Annotated in this window: 10 protein-coding genes; 2 read left to right on the top strand and 8 right to left on the bottom strand. The window is 69.0% G+C overall.

Features of this window, described 5'->3' with window-relative positions:
- Positions 1 to 37 precede the first annotated feature (37 nt).
- From V5F26_RS09740 to V5F26_RS09750, 3 genes are read right to left on the bottom strand one after another with little or no spacing between them, the layout of a single operon-like run.
- Entirely contained in the window at positions 38 to 1,036 is a 999-nt protein-coding gene (locus tag V5F26_RS09740) for a class I SAM-dependent methyltransferase (RefSeq protein WP_394054495.1), read from the bottom strand.
- 7 nt (positions 1,037 to 1,043) lie between these two features.
- Positions 1,044 to 2,429 carry a cytochrome P450 gene (locus V5F26_RS09745; protein ID WP_394947918.1) on the bottom strand — a complete coding sequence of 462 codons (1,386 nt, stop codon included), beginning with the start codon at positions 2,427 to 2,429 and terminating at the stop codon, positions 1,044 to 1,046.
- Complete coding sequence (locus tag V5F26_RS09750; RefSeq protein ID WP_394947919.1) at positions 2,426 to 3,619, bottom strand: glycosyltransferase family 2 protein; 1,194 nt, start codon at positions 3,617 to 3,619, stop codon at positions 2,426 to 2,428. The genes V5F26_RS09745 and V5F26_RS09750 overlap by 4 nt, the downstream gene beginning before the upstream one ends.
- Before the next feature lie 538 nt (positions 3,620 to 4,157).
- Between V5F26_RS09750 and V5F26_RS09755 the strand changes: the two genes are divergently transcribed.
- The gene (locus tag V5F26_RS09755) at positions 4,158 to 5,693 is read left to right on the top strand and encodes an LTA synthase family protein (RefSeq protein WP_394947920.1); all 1,536 of its coding nucleotides are present in this window, start codon (positions 4,158 to 4,160) and stop codon (positions 5,691 to 5,693) included.
- 131 nt (positions 5,694 to 5,824) lie between these two features.
- On the opposite strand, the gene V5F26_RS09760 is transcribed toward V5F26_RS09755, so the two are convergent.
- The 5 genes from V5F26_RS09760 to V5F26_RS09780 all read right to left on the bottom strand — a co-directional run bounded on the left by V5F26_RS09760 (position 5,825) and on the right by V5F26_RS09780 (position 19,151).
- Positions 5,825 to 7,123 carry a glycosyltransferase gene (locus V5F26_RS09760; protein ID WP_394947921.1) on the bottom strand — a complete coding sequence of 433 codons (1,299 nt, stop codon included), beginning with the start codon at positions 7,121 to 7,123 and terminating at the stop codon, positions 5,825 to 5,827.
- Between the two features lie 60 nt (positions 7,124 to 7,183).
- Positions 7,184 to 8,509 (bottom strand): aminotransferase class I/II-fold pyridoxal phosphate-dependent enzyme, encoded by a 1,326-nt coding sequence (locus V5F26_RS09765; protein ID WP_394947937.1) that lies wholly within the window; start codon positions 8,507 to 8,509, stop codon positions 7,184 to 7,186.
- Between the two features lie 59 nt (positions 8,510 to 8,568).
- Positions 8,569 to 16,056 (bottom strand): SDR family NAD(P)-dependent oxidoreductase, encoded by a 7,488-nt coding sequence (locus tag V5F26_RS09770; protein ID WP_394947922.1) that lies wholly within the window; start codon positions 16,054 to 16,056, stop codon positions 8,569 to 8,571.
- Between the two features lie 618 nt (positions 16,057 to 16,674).
- Positions 16,675 to 17,985: a glycosyltransferase family 4 protein gene (locus V5F26_RS09775; protein WP_394054483.1), complete on the bottom strand. Its 1,311-nt coding sequence runs from the start codon at positions 17,983 to 17,985 to the stop codon at positions 16,675 to 16,677.
- Between the two features lie 11 nt (positions 17,986 to 17,996).
- Positions 17,997 to 19,151: a polysaccharide pyruvyl transferase family protein gene (locus tag V5F26_RS09780; protein ID WP_394054481.1), complete on the bottom strand. Its 1,155-nt coding sequence runs from the start codon at positions 19,149 to 19,151 to the stop codon at positions 17,997 to 17,999.
- Positions 19,152 to 19,431: 280 nt separating this feature from the next.
- Between V5F26_RS09780 and V5F26_RS09785 the strand changes: the two genes are divergently transcribed.
- Positions 19,432 to 21,264, top strand: a complete 1,833-nt coding sequence (locus V5F26_RS09785) for a capsular polysaccharide export protein, LipB/KpsS family (protein WP_394947923.1) — start codon at positions 19,432 to 19,434, stop codon at positions 21,262 to 21,264.
- Positions 21,265 to 21,270 lie beyond the last annotated feature (6 nt).

Here is a 21,270-nt window from a genome sequence, read left to right on the forward strand (position 1 = left end):
GGCCCGCCAAAAGCATTTGCGCTTCGCGGGTGGCCCGTCAGGCCGGCTTGCGAGCCACCAGATAGGCGTCCACCGGCCGCGCCGTGGCGGGCATGGAGCGGAACCGGCTCACCACCCGCGCGCCGAGATAGGCCAGGGCGATGCTGGCGTGCCACGACCAGCGATGGGCGAAATAGCGCTCGTCCGGCGAATGATAGGTGCGGCGGAACAAGAGCTTGTGCATCCAGAAGAACATGTTCTGGTGCGGCGAGGGCGGCGTGGCATTGGCCTCCACCACCTCGAGCCCCAGACTCTCCGCCAGCGCGGTGAAGGCGCGCGCGTTCCACCAGGTCACGTGGTGGGGCGGCATGTTGATGGGCAGGTTGGGGATCTCGGTGAGCGGCGAGGGGAAGAGCGGCGCCGCCAGCACCACCAGGCCGCCGGGCTTCACCAGCTTCGCCATCAGCTCCGCATGGCGGCGCGGGTTCGGCACGTGCTCGATGACGTGAAAGCAGGTGGCCACGTCATAGGCGCCGGGATTTTTCTCCGCATGCTCCTCCAGCGTCTCGCGGATGACCACGTCGTCCACGTCCGGCCCCGCATAGGGGTCGAGGCCCACATAGGTGGCGTGGGGCACATGGCGGCGGAACACGCCGGGCCCGCAGCCAATGTCGATCACCTTGGCGCCGGCCGGCACATGCTTGGCCGTATGCATGAAGTCCACGCGCGTGTCGGACAGGTAGGTGAGTGCGTCATGCACCTCCCACTTGTCGTAATAGGTGCCGTAGAACTCCCCGTCGCCGACCACCATGGGGTCGAAATAGACGAGCCCGGTGGGCGATTCGTAGAGGCTGAAGCTCTTGATGTCCTTGAACAGATGGCTCACGTCCACGCCCTGTCCAAGCCGCCAGATGTCCTGAAGCAGCGCCTTCGACATGGTCTGGATGCGCCGCACCGGGGGAGCTCCGGTAATGGGGCAGGGCAGGGCCCCGGCCAGCTCCGGATCAATCTTCTTCTTGGGGGCCTTGGTCTTGGTGGTCGTGGAGGTATCGGACACGAGCGGTTCAGCTCCGTTGAGCGGATGACGGCGCCGCGGCGCGTGGCGTGACGGTGAGCACGATGTCTGGCTCGGGCCGCGAGGTCAGGTTTCCGAGAGGAAGGGGCGCGGCGCCGGCTGTCAAGCCGAACCGCAGGCGCGTGAGCATCAGCCGCGTGATTTCCGCCATCTCGATATTGGCGAACTGCGCCCCGGGGCACACCCGCGCGCCCATGCCGAAGGGGATAAAGGCGGTGCGCGCCGGCAGGTCATGGGCCTCAAGCCAGCGCTCGGGCCAGAAGACGTCGGGCTTCTTCCAGTATCCGCGATGGCGATGCAGCACCCGTGGCGCCACGGCAATGAAATTATCCTTGGGCAGGTTGCGGCCTTCCAGCGGTACTTCTTCCTTGTTCTCACGCAGGAAGAAGCCGATGGGCGGATAAAGCCGCAGCGCCTCCTGGGTGAGGGCGGAGAGCACCTCCGCGCCGGTGGCGCCCGCAAATCGGGGCGCATTGGAGGGCAGGCGCTCGCCCTCGGGCAGCGCGACCGCCGCGGCGGCGGCCTCCTGAAGGGCGGGGTCGCCCGCCAGCACATAAGCGAGCCAGCTCAGGGTGGAGGCGGTGGTTTCATGGCCCGCCAGCAGCATCACGGCGATCTCGTCGAGCGCCCGGTCGTCCTGCCCGAGCCGGGCATAGCCCGCATCCGCCAGGGCGTGGGCGAAGATGGCGTCGCCGTCCCGGCCGAGGGGCGTTGCGAGGAAGCGCTGGCGCATGAGCGCGCGCATCTCGGCCCCGACTTCCTCAAGCCCCAGCTCGCGGATGATGCGGCCGCGCGTGGCTTCGTCCTCATGGGCGAGCAGCAGCAGGGTGGCCTTGGCGCGCTCGTGGTAGAGCGAGAAAAGAGCAGTGAAGCGCTGGGATTCCTCGGGCGTGAAGCGCCGACCCATGGTGCAGAGCGAAACCACGTCCACCGTGAGGCGGGACAGGTCCACCCCCACGGGCGCCGGCGCGCCCGGATGCTTCAGCCAGCCTTCCATATATTCCAGGGTCATGGCGCGGGTGACCTCGGCGATCTGCGTCGCCGGGATGGCGGCGAGCGCGCGCGCCATGATGCGCCGCGTCTCCTTCACCGTGTCTCCGCCGGGCTGGCCGAAGACGCCCTCGCCGATGAGGGGCCTCAGCAAAGCGGTGATGACCGTGCTCTTGGGGAACTTGCCGGCGCGATCCAGCATCACCGCCTCGGCGGTGGCGTTGTCGTTCACCAGCGCCATGCGGCGGAACGGCAGGGTGAACACGGTCTGCCAGCCCACCAGCGGCTTGTGGCCGATGAGCAGCATGGGGTCGCCCAGAAAGCGTCCCGCGATCTTGGCGGCGAAGGGCAGCCGGCCGAAGGCGCCGGCGAAGGCCCGGATCAATGTGAGAATGGCCGTCTCCCTTTCACCCGGATGCGGTCAGGCCCCCGGACATCATAGGTCACATGCCCCCACTTTACGGTGCCGGTCCAGGCCGCGCCGAAAATGACGCTGAAGTGGAACAGGTCCGCCACAGGTTGCACGATCCCGAGGAGAAGCTGACCGAGGCGAACCGACGCAGGGTCCGGCAGCCCCACCCGCGCCGCCACCACGCCCACCAGATACTGCTTCACAAGGCCGAGCAGCGAGAGCGCGAGGAGCGCACCCAGGCCCCAGCCGGCCCAGGCCGACCCGGTGGCGACGGCCGCCGCCGCCACCGCGAAGGCCGCGAGCCGCAGGCCGATGACCGCGAGCGCCAGGCGCCACAGCCACGGCCGGTAGATGTTGCAGATCTGGTATTGGCGCCGCGCGAAGCGCCAGGCCGGGACCAAGCGCAGGTCCGAGGGCGAGGCGATGTAGAGCGCACCGCGCGTCACCACCCTGAGCCCGCGCTCGGCCGCCTGGATGGAGATGGAGAGGTCGTCGGACAAGGTGTGGTCGAGGCTGCCCGCAAGATCCATGCGGGCCGCGGCGTCGCGGGAAATGGCCATGCTGCCGCCCCACACCACGCGGGTGCTGTCGCGGTCGAGGCGGGGGGTGAGCGTCACCGCCCGGTCCACCGCCGCCACCAGATGGGCGCCCAGGCGCGGCGCCATCACCTGCTGCCAGCGATGCCCCGTCACCAGGTCGAAGCCCTCGTGGAGGATGGGCGCCACCAGGCCCGACAGCCAGTTGGAATGGGGCCGGATATCGCCATCCATGAGGACGATGATCTCATCCTCGCTATCGATCAGGGCGAGGGCCGCCTGCTGGTTGTGGCATTTCTGCGCCTGCTCGGTGGCCGGGCCGGCCACCACGATCTGAATGGGAAAGGGGGCCTCTTCCGCCACGGCGCGGGTGGCGGCGAAAGCGGGGTCCTCTTCCGCCTCCACGGTCACGATCAGGCGGCGCGGCTTGAGGGTCTGGCCGGCCAGCAGCACGATCATCTCGCGCAGATGGGGCGCCGCGCCGGTGAGCGGCAGGATGATGCTGACGCGCGCTGTCGCCTGCTCGTTGGGCAGGTGCATCCACAGCAGCTTGCGGGCCGCCGAGGCGAGCGACGCGACGCTGAAGGCAAGGCCCAGCGCCACCACGATGACGAGCAGAACGACCAAGGCGCAGACCCACTTGGTGGCGAGGTTTCCAATCTCCCGCCGTCAGGGCGGACGGCCGGGAGGCTTCTGGGGGCGCGCGCGCCGCGCCGCAATGGCGGGCCTAGCGGACACGGGCGCCGCGGGCAAGCCCGAGGAAACGCAGGGGAGCAATGAGGCCGCGCCGGCGATGCCGGTTTCGCGCGGGGCTGCCGCATGAAGGGCCAGCCCCAATGCCGTGCGTGGGGCCCTCCATCGCGATGGGCGTGAAGGCCGGGCAGGGATGTCCGCGTCGCCCCGCGTGGCGATTGGCGCGGAAGGGGACGGTGCCGCGCCTTGCTCCGTCTGCGGTTCTTTGCCGGCGAACGCCGGGCGGCGCCGAATTTGCGGGTTGACGGGGGGACCGCCGGCGGCTGAAACCCTGTCTGTCCCTGGGGAGCCGGCGCCGACTTCGTGTCCGCGGTGCCGGCCACAAAATCGGACCCAGGGCGGGTATATGTGGCGAACCGGGCCAGCGGAGCGAGGCGCACGCCTCTTTCCGTGCAGCGGGGGCGATGGCGGTATGATCCATTCCACAGTAACGGCTGGCCTCGCGGCCGGGGTGCTCGCCGTGCTGGTGTGCGACCTGATGGAGCGCGTGTTCGCGCCCGCGCCGAAGCGGGCGGGGGCGGCGGGCCGCTTCCTGGCACTGCGGCTGGCGGCCTTCGCGGTGCTGTTCCTGTTCTGGCTGGCGCTTTCGGCGCGCGCGGCGTTCGCGGCGACAGCCTCCATCATCACCACGGCGGTGTTCCTCGTGATTTCGGGGGAGAAGGCGCGGTATCTGAAAGAGCCGTTCGTGGTCACGGACTTCGCCTTCATCACCCATCTCGTGCAGCATCCCGACCTCTTCTATCTGGGCTGGCGCAAGACGCTGGGCATGCTCGCCGTCATTGCCGGGCTCGTGGGCCTTATCGTCGGCTGGATGATCCTGGAGCCGCGCACCCTGAGCTGGGCGGGGCAGGGCGTCGCGCTGGGGCTGCTGCTGCTTCTTTTCGGCCTGGCCTTCGCCACGCCGCGCCTTGTGCTGGCCCCCTGGCCGCAGGCGCTGGAGCTGGTGAGCCGCGAATCGGCGCGGGTTTTCGTCACCCGCCTCGGATTGGTGCCGTCCATCCTGGTGTCGGCGGTGGCGCTGCGCGCCGTGCCCGCGCCAGCCCCGCGGCCCGCGCGCGCCGCCGCCTCACCCCCGCCCGATGCCGGGACGGCTGCTGCCCCCGGCGTCTATGACGCGGTGGTGGTGATCCAGTCCGAGTCCTTCTACGACCTGCGGCGCCAGGGCGTCGGCCTTGAGCTGCCGGCCCTCGACGCCCTGCGGGAGCGGGCGCTGGCCCATGGGCGGCTGGTGGTGCCTTGTTATGGGGCCTATACGCTGCGGCCCGAGTTCGCGGTGTCCACGGGCCTTGCTTTCGCGGCCCAGGGGGTGGACCGGTTCCACCCCTATCTGCGCGCCCGCCGCTTCACCGGCCATGCCTTGCCGGGGGAGCTTCAGGCGGAGGGCTGGGAGACGGTGTTCGTCCATCCCTATGACCCGCATTTCTTTCGCCGTGCGCGGGCGGTGCCCGAGCTGGGCTTTCAGCGCTTCCTGACCGAGGCGGACTTTTCCGGCATGGAGCGTTTCGGGCCCTACGTGTCCGACGCTGCCGTGGGCCGGCGCCTGCGGGCGGAGATCGCTGCCGCGCGGGAGCGGGGGCACTCCATCTATATGATGGCGGTCACCATGGAGGCGCACGACCCCTACGGCGCGGGCCGCCTCTCGGAGACCGACGATCCGCTGGAGCAATATTGCCGGCACGCCGCCCATGCCGACGAACTCCTGGCGAGCATGGTGGAGGGTCTGGACGCCACCACCGAGCGCTCGCTGCTGGTTTTCTACGGTGATCACGCACCGCTCTTGCCAGGCTTCGACATGCTCGCAGACGATCCCCGCACCGATTACATCGTGATCGAGTGCGGCCGCCACGTCGCGGGCGGCGTCAGGGGGCAGGCGGCCGGCGCGGTGGCCGGCGATTGCGCGCCCGAAGGCCTCAACGCCATTTTGCGCCGCATGCTGGGGCGGGCATAGGGTGCTTCAGAACGGACGGGAACCGGTACGCGCGGAGAGATGCCGTAGAAACAAAGGGATAGACGGTTTCTCTGTTTCCATGAACCCTGAAGCCGTCTGGGCGCCGCGCCATCGCGTCGGTCGCGCAGCCGTCAGGTGAGGCTGTCGAGCAGCTCATCCGCCTTGGCGAAGTGGAGGGGCCAGGTGGGCACGCGGAAGTCCTTCAGCGCGGCCATCTGGCCTTGGCGCAGCGCGGAGTCCGGGCGGCAGAAGTCCTCGATGGCCGCGCTCCAGCCCAGCCCGTCAATGGCGTCCCGGTAGCAGGGGATGTCGCCCGCGATCTCGTGGAAGACCTCCAGCTCCGAGGCGATGACGGGCACGCCCAGGGCCAGGGCTTCCGCCAGCGGGAGGCCATAGCCCTCAGCGAAGGAGGGAAAGAGCATCGCCCGCGCGCCCCGCAGCAGCCGCGTCAATTGTTCATCGGCGAGGCGGTTGCATTCGAACACATGGGGCTTCAGCCCGCTGGCGCGATCCAGCAGATCGACGATGTTCTCGTTTTCCCACCCACGCCGGCCCACCAGCACCAGCTTGGGCGTGGCTTGCCCCCGCAGCTCGGCGAGCCGGCGCCACAGATGCAGCAGCAGCAGGTGGTTCTTGCGCGGCTCGATAGTGCTCACGGCGACGAAATAGGGGGGCGCCGTCGCTGTCGCCCCGGCCACGGCGGGCGGGTGAAGCCGCTGGAACTTTTCCTCGATCCCGAGCAGGCTCACAATGCCCGGTGGCATCGCCAAGCCCTTGCGCGCGGCGAAGTCGCGCATGGTCTGCTCGGTGTGGGCGGAATTGTAGATGATGGCGGCGGCCGTGTTCAGAACCTGCGTCATGCGCAAGTCGTGCTTGGCCTCGTCGCCCTCGCGCACATATTCCGGGTGGGTCAGCGGAATAAGGTCGTGGATCAGGTAGACCGGCTTCCAGCCGAGCTCGCGCACCAGCCGCTCCATGTCGCCCGGGAAGGTCAGCCCCTCATGGGAGACGTTGAGATAGATGGCACCACGGCCCACCGGCCGAGCCAGCGCGCCGGTCAGCCCATCGCCCGGCGAAAACAGGCTGGCATAGAGCGGCCAGATGTCCGCCACCGGCGCCGTCGTTCCGGAGGCCTGCGGTTCGGCCAGGGTGCCCGCCGGCAGCGCGAGGAACGCTTCCAGGCGCTCGGTCTCGCCTGAACGGGCGGCGGCGATCTTGGCCCCGTTCCAGCGGGCCTCGAGCGCCGACAGAAAGCGCGGCACCGCCTGCCGGCGCAGCGGCCAGACACGCTGGCGGTAGCGCACGATGTAGCGCACATCATCCCGCTTCAGCAGATGGAGGGCGTAGGCGAGCTCCACCCGGTCGATGCCCGTGGGCGTGAGCTGCGGCGCGCGCCGGAAGATGCGCGTGATGTCCATCAGGATCGTCATGGCACCGCCCCCCGAGCGGTGACGGGCGAGAGGCCCGCCCTTTCGTCCGCCGCTCCGGCGTCAGCCTTGTCCGGCGCCGCCTTCCAGCATGTCCGAGATGCCCGCGAAGGCGAGCTTGCGGATGAAGGCGTCGGTTTTCGGCAGTTCTTCCTTGAGGATGTTCACCGTCGCGTCGATCTGCTCGGGCGTGTGCGCGGCCGTCACGAAGAAGCGCAGCCGGGCGGCCTTGTTGGGCACCGCCGGATGGATGATGGGCAGCACGTTCACGCCCCGATCAAGCATCAGGTTCGACAACACCACCGCCTTGAGGGAGTCGCCCACGATGACGGGCAGAATGGCATGGCCGTCCGCTGCCCCGGTATCGAGCCCGGCGGCCTTGGCGGCGGCGAGGAAGCGGGCGCTGTTGGCCTGCAGGCGCGCCACCCGCTCGGGCTCCTGCAGCATCAGCCGCAGGGCGGTGAGGGCCGAAAGGGTCGCCGGCGCGGACAGGCCCACCGAATAGACGAAGCCGGGCGCCGACAGCTTCAGATAATCCACCAGGTCCTTGGAGCCGGCGATATAGCCGCCGCAGCTTGCCAGGGTCTTGGACAGGGTGCCCATCCAGATGTCGACCGACCTGGGGTCGATGCCCTGGGCCTCGAAAATGCCGAGGCCACGCGTGCCCAGGACGCCGAGGCTGTGGGCCTCGTCCACCATCAGCCAGGCGCCGTAACGCTGCTTGATGTCCACGAGGCGGGCGAGGTCGGGGGCGTCCCCGTCCATGGAATAGTTGCCCTCCACCACGATCAGCGCGCGGCCATAGCTGGCGCGGTCGGCGGCCAGCATGGCCTCCAGGGCGTCGAGATCGTTGTGGGCGAACCAGCGGCGATGCGCGCGCGAGAGCTGGGTGCCGACGATGGCGCTGTTGTGCATCAGCTCGTCGTGAAACACCACGTCGCGCGGGCCCACCAGCGTGCCGATGGTGGCGACATTGGCGGCATGGCCGCTCACATAGACAATGGCGTCGTCGGTGCCGTAGACGGCGGCGAGCTCGCGCTCGAAATCGCGGTGGAAGGCGCGCTCGCCGGCCACGATGCGGCTGGCCGAAACGCTGGTGCCATAGGCATCCACGGCGCCATGGGCGGCGGCCATCACCTCCGGCGCGCCGTTCAGGCCGAGATAGTCGTAAGAGGCGAAGTTGATCACCTCGTTGCCGCCGATGACGGAGGTGGCGCCGGCGCGCACGTCATGGGTGCGGAAGAACGGGTTCGGAATGCCGAAGGCGTTCGTGGCCGCGTGCATGAGCTTCAGCTGTTCGAAACCCGGAAGGGTTGCGAACGAGGTGTCGTAATGGGGCGTCGCGGCGGCGGCCACGGGGGCGGTGCCCCCGGGGGTGGTGCTGCGCATGCGGTTCAAAAGCGCGGCCTTGGCGTCGGCCGAAAGGCGACCCTGGGTGTTGTTGGCGCTCACATTATGCCTCCGCCCGTGTGCTCGCTCTCGCTGATCACCTTGGCGCTGAGCCGCGCGATGGCGTCCTTGTCGAGATCGAGATCCACGTGCTTGTCCATGATGCCGGCCTCGGCGATCAGCTGTTCCGGCGTGGCGGCCCCGGCATCGCCGCTGCCGCGCACCTGCTGGAGCACCTTTTCAGCCACGTCCATGAGGGTGGAGCCGGCGCCCAGCGCCAGCACCGGCAGTTCCACGCCAAACCGACGCTGCACTTCCATGTCGAGTTCCAGGCTCATCAGCGAATCCATGCCGATGTCCATGAGCGGACGCGTCAGGTCCACCGCCTCCACCGGCAGGCGCAGGATCTTGCCGATCTCCTCGGCCAGCAGGCGGGCGATGGTGAGGCGCGCCTCGGACTCGTTCTGCCCGGCGATGAGGCTTTCGAGGTCGGAGCTCTTGCCCAGCGTACGCTCGCTGCGCCCGTCGGTGAGCAGGGCGGCGAAGGTCTGCGCCTTCACCAGGGCCAGCTCGCCGGCGGTCGACCAGTCGATATAGGCGCAGGTCACGGCCGGCGGGTGGATGGCGTCGCCCTCCGAAAGGAAGGCGCCCAGATGCTTCAGCGCGGTGGCCGACGCCATGGCGTGGCGGCCGATGCGGCGCTTCAGCTTTTCGTTGATGGCGGTCTCGCGCGCCAGCACGCCCACATCCGAGATGGCACCCCACGACACGGCGAGCGCCGGGAGGCCGGCGGCGCGGCGGTCGCGGGCCAGGCCCTCAAGGAAGGCATTAGCGGCCACGTAATTGCCCTGCCCCGGATTGCCCACCAGCGTGGTGGCCGAGGAGAACATCACGAAATAATCGGGCGCGACGGTGAGCGTTCGCGTGGCGGCATCCAGATGGGCCGCGCCCTCAATCTTGGGGGCCAGCACCTTCTCGAAGCGCTCGGTAGTGAGGTCCCGCAGCAGGCCGTCATCCAGCACCATGGCCGCGTGCACCACGCCGCTGAGGCGCCCATAGCGCTCAACCAGCCCATCGACGAAGCGCTTCACGCCCTCGGCGTCGCGCACGTCAAGGCGCTCGGCGGTCAGCGTCACGCCACGGGCGGAGAGGGCGGCGGCGCGGGCGGCCGCCTCCGGCGTCAGGGCACCGCTGCGCGAAGCCACCACGATGGCGTTGGCCCCATGGTCCGCGAGCCATATGGCGGTTTCGAAGCCGAAGCCGCCGGTGCCGCCCACCACCAGGTGCACGCCTTCCGCGGCGGCCCGGAACGGGGCCGGCGTCTCGGCCACGGGAGGAGGCGTCACGGGCGGGGTGAGCAGGATCTTGCCCACATGGCCGGCGCCCTGCATGAGGCGGAACGCCTCCGGCGCGCTGTCGGCGGCGAACTCGCGATAGGGCAGGGGCGTGAACTCGCCCTCCGCCAGAAGCCGCACCAGATCGCCGAACAGCTCCTGCAGCGCGTCCGGCCGGGCGGCGATGAGCTGGTCGGTATCGACACCGAAATAGGACAGGTTACGGGCGAACGGGCGCAGGCCAATTTCGGTGTTGCCGATATAGTCGCGCTTGCCCAGCTCCACGAACCGGCCGAAGGGCTTCAGCACCTTGATGGAACGCTCCATGGCCTCGCCCGCCAGGGAGTTGAGCACCACGTCCACGCCGCCAATGGCGGAGCGGATGTCGTCCACGAAGGCCAGGGAGCGGGAATCGAGCACCAGGTCGGCCCCCGCGAGCGCCGCCAAAGCGCGCTTCTCGGGCGTTCCGGCGGTGGCGACGATGCGCGCGCCGAGCCACTTGGCGATCTGCAGGGCCGCAAGGCCCACGCCGCCGGCCGCGCCGTGCACCAGCACCCACTCACCGCGCTTCAGCCGGGCCTGGGTGACAAGGCCGTACCACGCGGTGAGGAAGGCCACCGGAATGGTGGCGGCCGCCTTCAGAGGCACATTGTCGGGCACCGGCATGGCCATGTTGGCCGGGACCACCACGTGGGAGGCGAAGGCCGCGGGGGCGAACGCCATGACGCGGTCGCCCACCTTCACGCTTGAGACCGCGGTACCGATCCGGGTGACGACGCCGGAGCATTCGAAGCCGAGGGAGGGGCCGGTAAAGCCGTTCTCCAGCATCTCGTCGCCGATCACGCCCTGGGCGAACATCACGTCGCGGAAATTGAGGGCGCTCGCGGCCACTTCGATTTCCACGGCATCGGCGGCAAGGGCGGGGCGCGGGGCGCCCACCCAGGTCAGCCGGTCCATGGAGCCGGGCTTCGCCTCCAGGCGGGCCATGGTGGTGGTCGGCTCGCCATCGGGCGCCACCTGCTCGCGCGCCGCGGCGCCGGTGGTGGTGCGCACGGCAGAAACCGGGCCATCGCCGATCACCAGTTCCCGCTCTTCCGGCGCAGCCAGCAGCAGCGCGGCGAGGCGCCCGGCGGCGGTGTCGGCGTCGAGGCTCGGCGCCACATCCACGAGACGCAGGTCGATATCCGCGAACTCGTTGACCGCAACGCGGCCGTAGCCCCAGCAGGCGCTGGCCAGTGGGCTGCCATTCACCGGCGCATTGCCGCGGGTGAGGAACCACACTTCGGCCTTGCCCGGATGGGCGCGCACCGCCTCCAGAAGGGCGGTGGCATGGGTGAACAGGCCGGCGAGGGCGGCCGGCTCGGCCGTGGTCGGCATGAGCGGATGCAGGACGAGGCTGCGCCCCTCGCCGTCGGCCAATGGCAGGTCGGCTCCGGGCGCGGCGCCGCTTTCCAGCCGGCGCAGGGCACTCAGGTGACCCGCCGCATCGATTGCCGCAACCAGGGTGGCGGGCGCGGTGCTGTGGGCAAATTCCAGGCTGATGGCCTCGGCCAGTGCAGCTTCGGCCTGCGGGGCGCCGTCCGCCTCGGGCAGGGGGGCGCGGGCCACAAGCACGTCCACCACGGCGTCGGCGAGAACGGCTCGGCGGGTCTTCACGCCCAGGAAGCCGGCCGTGGCTAGGCGTTGGGCCGTTTCCGCCATGGGACGGTGGCGGGCGGGGCTGTCCTCTTCCGCTCCAACCGCGTCGATCAGCGCGGCGAAGGGATGGCTTTCAAGCTGCAGCACGGCCAGCACGCCGCCGCCGCTGACCCGCTTGGCAAGGCGCGCGGCCAGGGGCTCGGTTTCCAGCACCAGCGGGTGGGGGTCGGCGGCCAGCACCACGTCATAGGTGCTGACCTCGCCATCGGCGGCCGGGGCGAGCAGGGGGGCAAGGGCCGGATGGCGCGCGGCGAGGGTCTCGCGCACGGAGGGCTCGCTGCCATCCACTGCGAGGCGGATGTGGCCCGCCTGCGCGAGCGGCAGCAGCGCCAGGGCCACGGCGCCGTGGCGCTCCACCACCAGGACACGGGCCGGAGCGGACTTGCGCCCGCCTTCCACCAGGGCACGGGCGACCTCCTGCAGGGCCCGCGCCGGCGGCGCGGAAGCCTCCCAGTGGTCCAGCAGCGCGCCGGTGATGCGCAGGGGCTCGCCGGTCGCCAGATGGGTCGGCAGCGCCGCGGCCAGATAGGAACCGATGGTGACTTCCGCAGCGCGCTCGGGCGCATCCCGCAACACCTCGGCCAGGATGCTGGCGCTGTCCGGAAGGCCGCTGTCGGCGATCACCGTCCACACCTGCCCCTCGCGGGCGGCGAGGGCACCGGCGGCGAGGATGGACAGCAGCGCGAGCAGGGTCGGGCGCGCCGCATCGTCGAGAATGCCCCGCTCCACCAGATCGTCCGGATTCACGGAGCTGAGGGCGGCGACATCGCCCTTCAGCAGGCCGGAAACCGCCTCATGGGCCAAAGCGGTGGCGAACGCGTTCAGCAGCACATGGGCGTCGCCGGCATCCACGCTGTCGTCGAGACCGCTGAAGGCGGCTTCCACCTGCTCCACGACGGAAATATCCGCCACGGAGGCAGGCAGGGCTTCCAGATGCTGGCGATAGTCGGTCTCGGTCGCCGCGGTGTTGGAGAGGGTCGCCGCCCGCAGGCGCGCACCGTCGAGCCGCGCCACAACATGGCCTTCGGCATCCAGGAGGCGGATGTCGAGCAGCAGCGAGCGGGCGCTGGCGCGCACCACCGCCAGCTCGGCCCGCGCCACCGAAGAGGCGGCGAAAACATGTAGCGCACCGAAGCGGGCCGGCAGATAGACGCGCCCATCCTCCAGCGCCGTCGGGTCAACCGCCAGCAGCAGGCCGTGCAGGCAGGCATCCAGAACGGTGGGGTGCAGCACGTGGGAAAGGCCAAACGCGCCCTGGTCGGCGTTTTCGGGCTTCAGTTCCAGGTCGATGCGGCGGCCACGGCGAACCGCTTCCGTCACGAGCCGGAACTGCGGGCCATATTGCAGGCCCATGCGCTCCGCGGCCGCGTAGAGATCGCTGGCGGTGACGGGCAGGGCCGGGGCGCTCGCATCCTGGTCCACCGGCGCGCGGCCGGCCGGCGTGGAGGACGACGGCGCCAGGTGGCCGCGGGCGTGAAGGGTCCAGTCCGTGGTAAGGCGCGGCCGGCTCAGGATTTCCACAAGGCCGGTGGGGGCGACGCGCACCAGGCTCTCGCGCCCGCCTTCCTCGCCCAGGGTGAGGGCGTGGAGGATGTCGAATTCCTCCAGGGCCAGCGGCACATCGCCATGGATCTCGCGGCCGGCGGCCAGCGCCATCTCGGCCAAGGCGGTGCCGGGCACCACCACCGTGTCGTTCACCTTGTGGTCGGCGAGATACGGCACCAGCTGGGGATCCAGGAGGCCATGCCATTCCTGGGAATCCTGCCGCAGGCGGGCGCCGAGCAGGGGATGCAGGCGATGGGTGCCGCCCACGTCCGCCGCTTCCACGCTCTCGGGCACCACAATGGTCTGGCGCTGCCACGGCGTCAGCGGCAGCGTGACCTCGCCCAGCGGGCGCCGCGCACCGAACAGGCGCTCGCGCGCCACCGGCGCGCCCTCGACGAAGCACGACAGCAGTGTCTGCAACACCGGGTCGCGATGGGCCGGCGCCTTTTCCTGCAGGGAGCCAAGCACTACATGGCTTCCCGGCAGCGGTTCCAGCGTCTCGCGCATGTGGCCGGTGAGCACCGGCCGCGGGCCCATTTCCAGGAAAATGTCGATCTTCTCGACCTCGGCGGCGCCGAGCACCGCATCGGCGAACAGCACCGGCTCACGCACATTGTGCCACCAGTATTCGCCGTCGAGGCGGGTGGTGTCGAACAGGCGGCCGGTGACGGTGGAGAAGAAGGGAATGCGGCTTGCGCGCGGGTGCAGCCCGCCGAGGGCCTCGCGCAGGGGGCCTTCCACCGGCGCCATCAGCGGCGAATGGAAGGGATAGTCCAGGTCCATGCGCTTGCCGGCGACGCCGCTCTTGCGGGCGCGCTTCAGCAGGGCATCAAGCTCGGCATGGGGGCCGGCGATGGTGACCACGCTCGGGCTGTTGACGGCGGCGATGACCACGCCGGACGCTTCCGGCGGGCCGATGAGGCCGGCTGCGTCGTCCTTGGAGGCCATGAGCACGGCCATGCCGCCGGTGCCGCGGGCGGGCTCCTGCAGCTTGGAACGCCAGTAGATGACCTCCACCGCTTCCTTCAGGTCGAGCGCGCCGCTGATATAGGCGGCCGGGATTTCGCCCACGCTGTGGCCGAGCACGGCGGAGGGCTGGCACCCTGCGGCCATCAGGCTCTCGGCAAGACCGACGCCGATGGCGAACAGCATGGGCTGGGCGATCTCGGTTGCCGCGATCCGCTCCAGGTCAGCCGGGGCCTCGAGAGCCTCGGCGATGGACCAGCCGGCGTGGGGCACGAAAAAGGCGTCGATACGCGCGATGGAGTCGCGGAAGGCCGGGCTCGCCAGCTGGGCGGTGCGCCCCATGCCCACATATTGCCCGCCATTGCCCGCGAACACGAAGGCAATGCGCTGGGGCCGGTCCGAGACGCCGGAGACGAGGCCGGGCTCCGGCTGATCGGCGGCGAAGCGGCGCAGGGCGTCCGCCGGCTTGAGAATGCCGTCGAGCGGCAGCGCCAGGCGATGTGCGAGCTGCGAACGGCCATGGGCCGCCCCATTGGCCAGCACCGCCGGATCCGCGCCGGCCTCGATGGCGGCGGCGTAGTCGGCGGCGAGATCGGCCAGGGCCTTGCGGCTGGAAGCCGAGATGGCGAGGGCAGCAGGTCGCGCGCTCTCGGCCGGGCTGGCGGGGGCTTCCCATTCGTCCGCGTGCGGCAGGCGCACGACCGCATGGGCGTTGGTTCCACCGAAGCCGAACGAAGACACCGCCGCCGCCTCGCGTCCCTCTTCAAGGGCCACGGGGGTGCGCGCGGGTGCGAGGTTCAGCTCGTCGAACGGGATGCTCTCATTGAGCTCATCGAGATGCAGCGACGCCGGCAGCAGCTTGTGTTGCAGCGCCAGCAGCGATTTCAAAAGGCCAGCGAGCCCGGACGCGGGCTCCAGATGGCCGAGGTTGGACTTGACCGAGCCGATGGGCAGCGGCGCCGAGCGCCGGCGGCCGATGGCATTGCCGATGGCGTTCGCCTCTGCCGGATCACCCACCCGCGTGCCGGTGCCGTGGGCCTCGACGAAGGCCAGGGCCTCCGGATCGATGCCCCGCGCGGCGTAGACATTCTCGATGAGGGCTTGCTGGGCGCTGGTGTTGGGCAGCGCGATGCCGACCGTGCGGCCATCGGAATTGGTGCCGGTGCCGAGCACCACTGCGCGCGGCGGTTGAAGCGTGCCGCGCGTCGCATCCAGGCGGCGCAGCACCATCACCACGGCGCCCTCGGAGCGCACATAGCCATCGGCCTGGGCGGAGAAGGGGCGGCAGCGCCCGGTGGGCGAGAGCATGCCCGCGCGCGCGAAGCCGACGAAATTATACGGCGCAGCGAGAATGTTCACGCCCGCCACCACCGCCACTTCGACTTCGCCGCTTTCAATGGCGCGCACCGCACGGTCGAACGCCACCAGGGAGGATGAGCAGGCGGTGTCGATGGTCAGGCTGGGGCCGGTGAAGCCAAACGCGAACGAAATGCGGTTCGAAATGATGGAAAGCGCGTTGCCGGTGACGAAATGCGGATCGATGGAGCACACGTCCGCCGCGAACCGCACCGAATAATCGAGGGACGAGGCGCCCACGAACACGCCCACCGAGCTGCCTTCCAGCTCGGACAGGGGAAGGTTCGCGTTCTCGAACGCCTCGCGGGTGAGCTCGAGCAGGATGCGCTGCTGGGGGTCGACCTGCTCCACCTCACGCGGGGAGAGGCCGAAGGCGCCGGGGTCGAAATCGTAGATGTCGTCGAGCACGCCGGCGGCGAAGGTATAGGTGCGGCCCGGCTCTCCGGAGCGCGGATGCAGGAAGCGCTCCTTGGCCCACCGCTCGGAGCTGATCTCGGTGATGGCGCAACGCCCCTGCGACAGCACGGACCAGAAAGCGTCCACGTTAGCAGCCCCCGGCAACCGGCAGGCATAGCCCAGAATTGCGGCGACGTGGTTCTGTCCAATCTCGGGCATCGGCGTCTGGGCACGGCTGATGCGGTTCGTCATTCATCCCCTCTTTGGCGTGGCTCCGCCGCCGCCCAACATCCTCCGTTCCGGCATCGCCCGCCGAAATGGAGGCCGGATGCTCCTTGCTCGCGCCGATCCGGCGGCGGGTGACAGCGCGGCTCGCCGTCCATCCCGTCCCGTGGCACGCCGCAGGAGCGCCCCTCATTCCTTACCGCATCACGGCTTCAGCCACCTTTTGTGGTGCGAGAGCGCCACTCTCGGCGGTGTAGCGTGATTCAAGACTGTCCCGTTACGATCTTCGTGGGCACTGCGTCAATCAAGTCGAAGCGTTTCGTTGGTCCGCCCCTTCAAGGGGAAGCCCAAGAGCATCGCCTGATTGCGACGACAAATGGACACGAACAGCGGAAATGAAACACAGCAGGTATGGCGCAGAGGCCCAGACTTCCTGATTTCCGCGGCCTTATCATACCTCCACTCAATATTGATGACGAAACGGCGCGCAATTGCGTTGGAAAGCGAGCTTGGCGGATCCGGTCGCGTAAGACGATAGTACCATCTCGACAGTCTGTTGACGGCTTGCGACAGTGTTGACCAAGTGCCTAGCACGAATGGCCCTGGTTCGCATTGCCGGCCTTGTGGTGTTCTGGGGGTATTCCTTCATCCGTTCGGCGCGAGCAGCTGATCGTAGAGGGCGCGGACACGGGCCTGATAGCGCTCGGGCGAGAACAGATCTGCCTGAATTTTCCCCTTGGCGCTGAGCGTCTCGCACAGGGCTGCGTCGGCGGAAAGGGTCTGGATTCCCTCGGCGATGGCGCGCGTGTCGTAGGGGTCGATCCGCAGCGCGGCGTCGCCGGTGATCTCGGGAATGGAGCTGCGATTCGAGGTGAGTACCGGCGTTCCGAGCAGCATGGCTTCCAGGATGGGCAGGCCAAAACCTTCATAAAGAGAGGGGAACAGCACCGCCTTCGCGCCGCGGATGAGGCTGACGAGGAACGGGAAGGAGACATATTCGAACCTGCGCACGCGCTCCCCGTGGGAGGTTTCAGCCAGCACGCGCAACTCGCGGTCCGCCTTCCAGGCGGGCTTGCCCACGAGCACCAGCGGCTCCTTCACCTGGCTCGACAGATAGCCCTCGATCATGCGGCCGACATTCTTCTTCGGTTCGATGGCGCCGAAGAACAGGAAATAGGACTTGTAGGGCAGATTGAAGACGCCTTCGACCTCCTGGCGCACCACATCGTCGCTTTTCTCGCGCAGGGGCTGCGGAATGGAGACGGCCTGATAGGTGTTGGTAATCTTTTCCTCTGGGTAGCCGAAGATCTCGACGATGTCCTTCTTCGAGGACTCGGAGACGGTAACGATATGGTCCGCCCGCTGCAGCAGGGCCTTGATGAGGCTGAAATAATATTTTCGATTATCCAGCGTCGTGTAGGGCAGGCGCAGCGGCACCAGGTCGTGGATGGTATAAATGTTCTTGGTATTCTTCAGCCGGATGGGCAGCGGATAGGTCCAATGCATGATGTCCGGCGTATCGGTGCCGACAACCGTGCTGAAGCGGCGGTACGCATAGTAAAGGGTGAAGGCCCGATCGAACAGGTTCGCCGCATTCCAGATGTGGTCGAAGTGCGGGAGCTGGCTCGCGAACTGGTCGATGATGACCCGCCCGCTGACGGGAATGGAAAGCGCCCGTGGATTCACGTGCGGCGTGGTCAGACTGTGAATGTCACGGGCGAGGCGCGTGGTCCATTTCGTCCGCTCGGGCTGGGTCGCGAAGAACGACACTTCGCGGAAGAAGGGGTCCTTCGTGGTGGCGGAGGGAATGCCGTAGAGGATATCCGTACGGTATCCGAGTGCTCCGCAGGCAAAGCTCAGATTGCGCGCATAGGTCGCAACGCCTGTCCCCCGTTCCAAAGCGAGGTTGTAGCCGTCGATCATGATGAAGCGGCGGGAGCGGCTGTCGGCGGCCATGGGGTGTCCTGTCAATGGAGGCCCGAAGTCTCGGATGAGGTGTCGGCGGCGGCCTCGTCCGCATCGCGCTTCATGAGCCGGCGGACCAGCCGCTTGAGGCCTTGCGGGGCGGTCTTCGCCACCATGTTGGCCCGCGTGAAACTGGTGTGTTGGAAGGGAAGGTCGCGAATCAGGGGATGCTCGAACACGCTTTGGCCCGGCAGCGGATGGAGCGGGGCCATCTCCAGTGGGAACGCCGACAGCAGGGGTTCGTAGTCGAACGCCTTTGGCTCCCAGAAGCGGTCGATGCTCTTCATCAGGTGGGCCCAGTTGGTGCGTGCGCGCCGCGACTGAACATAAACTGGCAGTTCTTTCAGGCCCAGGCCCTGGTAGAGGTCCGTGATGCGCAAATCCTGGCCGTTGTCCGGGGAAAGGTGTTGGCGCACCAAGCCGCGCTGGGTCCCGCGCGGGGAGAAATAGAGGCACGGAATGCCGTAGCTTTCCGCGAAAACCATGCCGTGCAGGCTGGCGGAGACGATGCGCCGGCAGGCGAGGATCTCGTCGAGCCGCTCACGCAGGGCGGCCGCGGAAATGGCGGTGCGTGTGCGGATGATGCGGACGCTGTCGCGGAACTCCTCCGGCAGCTGATAGCGCAGCAGCTCGGGGCGCACGGGAGCGTCCAGGTCCGATCCGCTGAGGTCGGAAAGGTGGGCGATGACCCCGAGTTCCCACTTCTTCTCGATCTGCGGACGGTAGAATTGCGGGAGCAGCCACACCGGATCGCCGTAGGCTGCCGGGGCACCGGTTTCTTCCTGGGCGAACAGCGCGCGGGACACCGGGCCGCGCGTGGCGGCGATGCGGTAGCGGGTGCCGGGGTAGGGTGTGAAGGGCATGCGATCGGAGCGCGGCACCACATGGGGATTGCTGTAGCGCGACGCGCCTGTTCCCCACACGGTCACATCCCCGTTCTGCAGCATCTGGCCAATGGTGCCGACCGCGGCCATGCGGGTTCGCTTCGCATTGTGGCCGGCATGGACGACAGGAAGACCGGAGAGCAGGGCCACCATGACCGGGCTCAGTGCGTCGCCGAGATTGAGGTGAGATTGGTCCGCCGTCGCCGCGGCCCAGACCAGGGGCACCGCACCCAATGCTGCAGCTTCCTCTTGAATGGGGGATGTCTCCATCATTCCTCCCTGCATTCCTCCCTGGTGCATCCCAATTCGGTTCCGTTTGTGGCGTGCCGGATCCGGCGGGCGGGTTTGGTTTCGGTTTCCCGAGCGGTTGATACCCGGATTTGATCGCCTCGGCACCCTCGAAACGCGCGAGTTATACCGCTGATTCGCGTAGGGCGTGCGGCTGTGGCATCTCACGAAGCCCTGCCAAGGCGGATGGGTTCCTTTCTCGGGCGGGTGTGGAGCGGGCGAAAGCGGTCTATACCCTTTCGCAGCAGAGGCAGGTGGATGGGTGATGGTGGGTGGTCGGGCGCGACGGGCGGTGATCTTCCGCATGGTGGGGGAGGAATCGGCCACCAATGCCGCCTTGTTGGCGCAGACCGCGCGCGCCGGCGGCTTCGAGCCGCAGATCGTCCCCTTCTGGTCTGACGAGGCGCATGCGGCCTGCGATCCCGAGGGGCCGGTGCTGCTGCAGGGCGGCTTCGATGCCGCGCCGCGTCTGTCCGCCTTCGCCTTCCAGGCCCGTCATGGCTTCCGCCCGGATCTCATCGACCTGTCGGCCCACAGCCTCACCATCGACGACGCGCGCATCGACAGCCTGCTGACCGAATCGGTCTGGAGCCAGCAATTGCGCGGGGTGACGGGCGAAGCGCTCGCGGTGATGGAAAAGCTGGCGCCGGAGGTGGTGTTCGTGCCCCATGGGGCCGAGGTCCTCTCACGCCTTCTGGCGGCCGCGAGCAGCCATCTCGGCATCCGCTATCTGTATTGGGAAAGCCCCTTTTTTCCCGGCTACCACTTCGTGGATCCCTATGCGCCGCACTTTTTTCGCGGCGCCCATCGCATCGACCGCACCTGGCAGAGGGGCGAGGGCCTCGATGAGGGGGGGGCGGCGGTGCGTGCGGTGGGCTTCATTGCCCGCATCCGTGCCGAGCGCGGCTCCAAATATCAGCAGTCCACCGACAGCGGCGAGCTCGAAGGGCTGAAGGCGTGGCTTGCACAGCGGCCGGGGCCGGTTCTGTTCGTGCCGGGCCAGGTGGCATTCGATGCCAGCATCACCGTGAGCCTGCGGAACTATCCGGACCTGGCGAGTATCTACCGGGCGGTCTTCCGCAGCCTGCCCGAGGGGTGGCGCGTCATCTTCAAGGCGCATCCCCGCGGGCCCGATCCCGGCCGGGCGGAAGGGTTGCCGGAGCATGTGCGCCTGGTGCGCAATGTCTCCATCCACGATCTGTTTGCGCTCTGCGATGTCGTGGGGCTGCACTCTTCCAATGTGGGCATGGAGGCGCTGATGGCGGGGCGTCCCGTCATCGCCTGGGGAGAGCCCTATTACGGGCGCAAGGGTCTCACCATTGACATCGAGGACGGCGCGGACCTTGGGGCGGTCCTTGGTGCGGGGCCGCCGGCGGCGCCTGAGCCGGGCCGGGTCGCCGCCCTGGTGGGCCACGTTCTTGAGCAGGGGCTGGTGCGCCAGGATGATGGGGAGAGCCTGTGCCGGCGGGTGGAGGAGGCCTGCGCCCAGCCCCCCGCGCCGCGCCTGCCCTGGTATGGAGCGCCCATCCGCCGGCTGGCGAAGGCGGGGGCCGCGCTGGACGTGGAACTCGCGCGCAATGGCGGCATGGCGGCAGCGCTGCGGGCGCTTTCAAGCGCCGACCATCAGGTTCTGGAACAGCGCTTCGGCGCGCGCGCCTTGCGCCGTCACCGCCGGGGCGCGCCGGTGCTGGGGCTTACCGGCATGGCGCGGCGGATGCTGGCGGCGCACGGATTCTCCCGGCGTCTGGGCACACGGGTGACTTTCGAGCCGATTGACCTCCAGGCGGTGCATGACCCGGCCGCGGCCCTGGCCGCCGTGGCGGCGCGGGCGCGTCGCGGGGCGCGGTTGCTGCTGCTGGGCCAGCGGGCTCCCAGCCCGCGTATCATTCAGCAGATCGGCCCGGCGGAGGCGCTGGCCTGGTTTGGCGAGCAGGCCCCCGACCTCGTCGTGGACGTATTCGGCTGGGCCCATCACCGGCCGATGCGGGAGGTGGAGGGGGAAGCCCTGCTGCTCCTGCGACCGGCCGGCGCGGCTGCGCTCACCGAGGCGGACCGCGCCGCCCTGGCCGGGCCGGCGGAGGCGCCCGCCCGGCTGTGAGGGGCG

This window comes from Xanthobacter variabilis (assembly GCF_043831965.2).
Lineage (GTDB): Bacteria > Pseudomonadota > Alphaproteobacteria > Rhizobiales > Xanthobacteraceae > Xanthobacter.

Bases quoted from the DNA above. Each gene is read 5' to 3' on its own strand.
- V5F26_RS09785 (WP_394947923.1), top strand. From the start codon at position 19,432: ATGGTGGGTGGTCGGGCGCGACGGGCGGTGATCTTCCGCATGGTGGGG.
- V5F26_RS09760 (WP_394947921.1), bottom strand. From the start codon at position 7,123: ATGACGATCCTGATGGACATCACGCGCATCTTCCGGCGCGCGCCGCAG.
- V5F26_RS09755 (WP_394947920.1), top strand. From the start codon at position 4,158: ATGATCCATTCCACAGTAACGGCTGGCCTCGCGGCCGGGGTGCTCGCC.
- V5F26_RS09770 (WP_394947922.1), bottom strand. From the start codon at position 16,056: ATGACGAACCGCATCAGCCGTGCCCAGACGCCGATGCCCGAGATTGGA.
- V5F26_RS09775 (WP_394054483.1), bottom strand. From the start codon at position 17,985: ATGGCCGCCGACAGCCGCTCCCGCCGCTTCATCATGATCGACGGCTAC.
- V5F26_RS09780 (WP_394054481.1), bottom strand. From the start codon at position 19,151: ATGATGGAGACATCCCCCATTCAAGAGGAAGCTGCAGCATTGGGTGCG.
- V5F26_RS09765 (WP_394947937.1), bottom strand. From the start codon at position 8,509: ATGCGCAGCACCACCCCCGGGGGCACCGCCCCCGTGGCCGCCGCCGCG.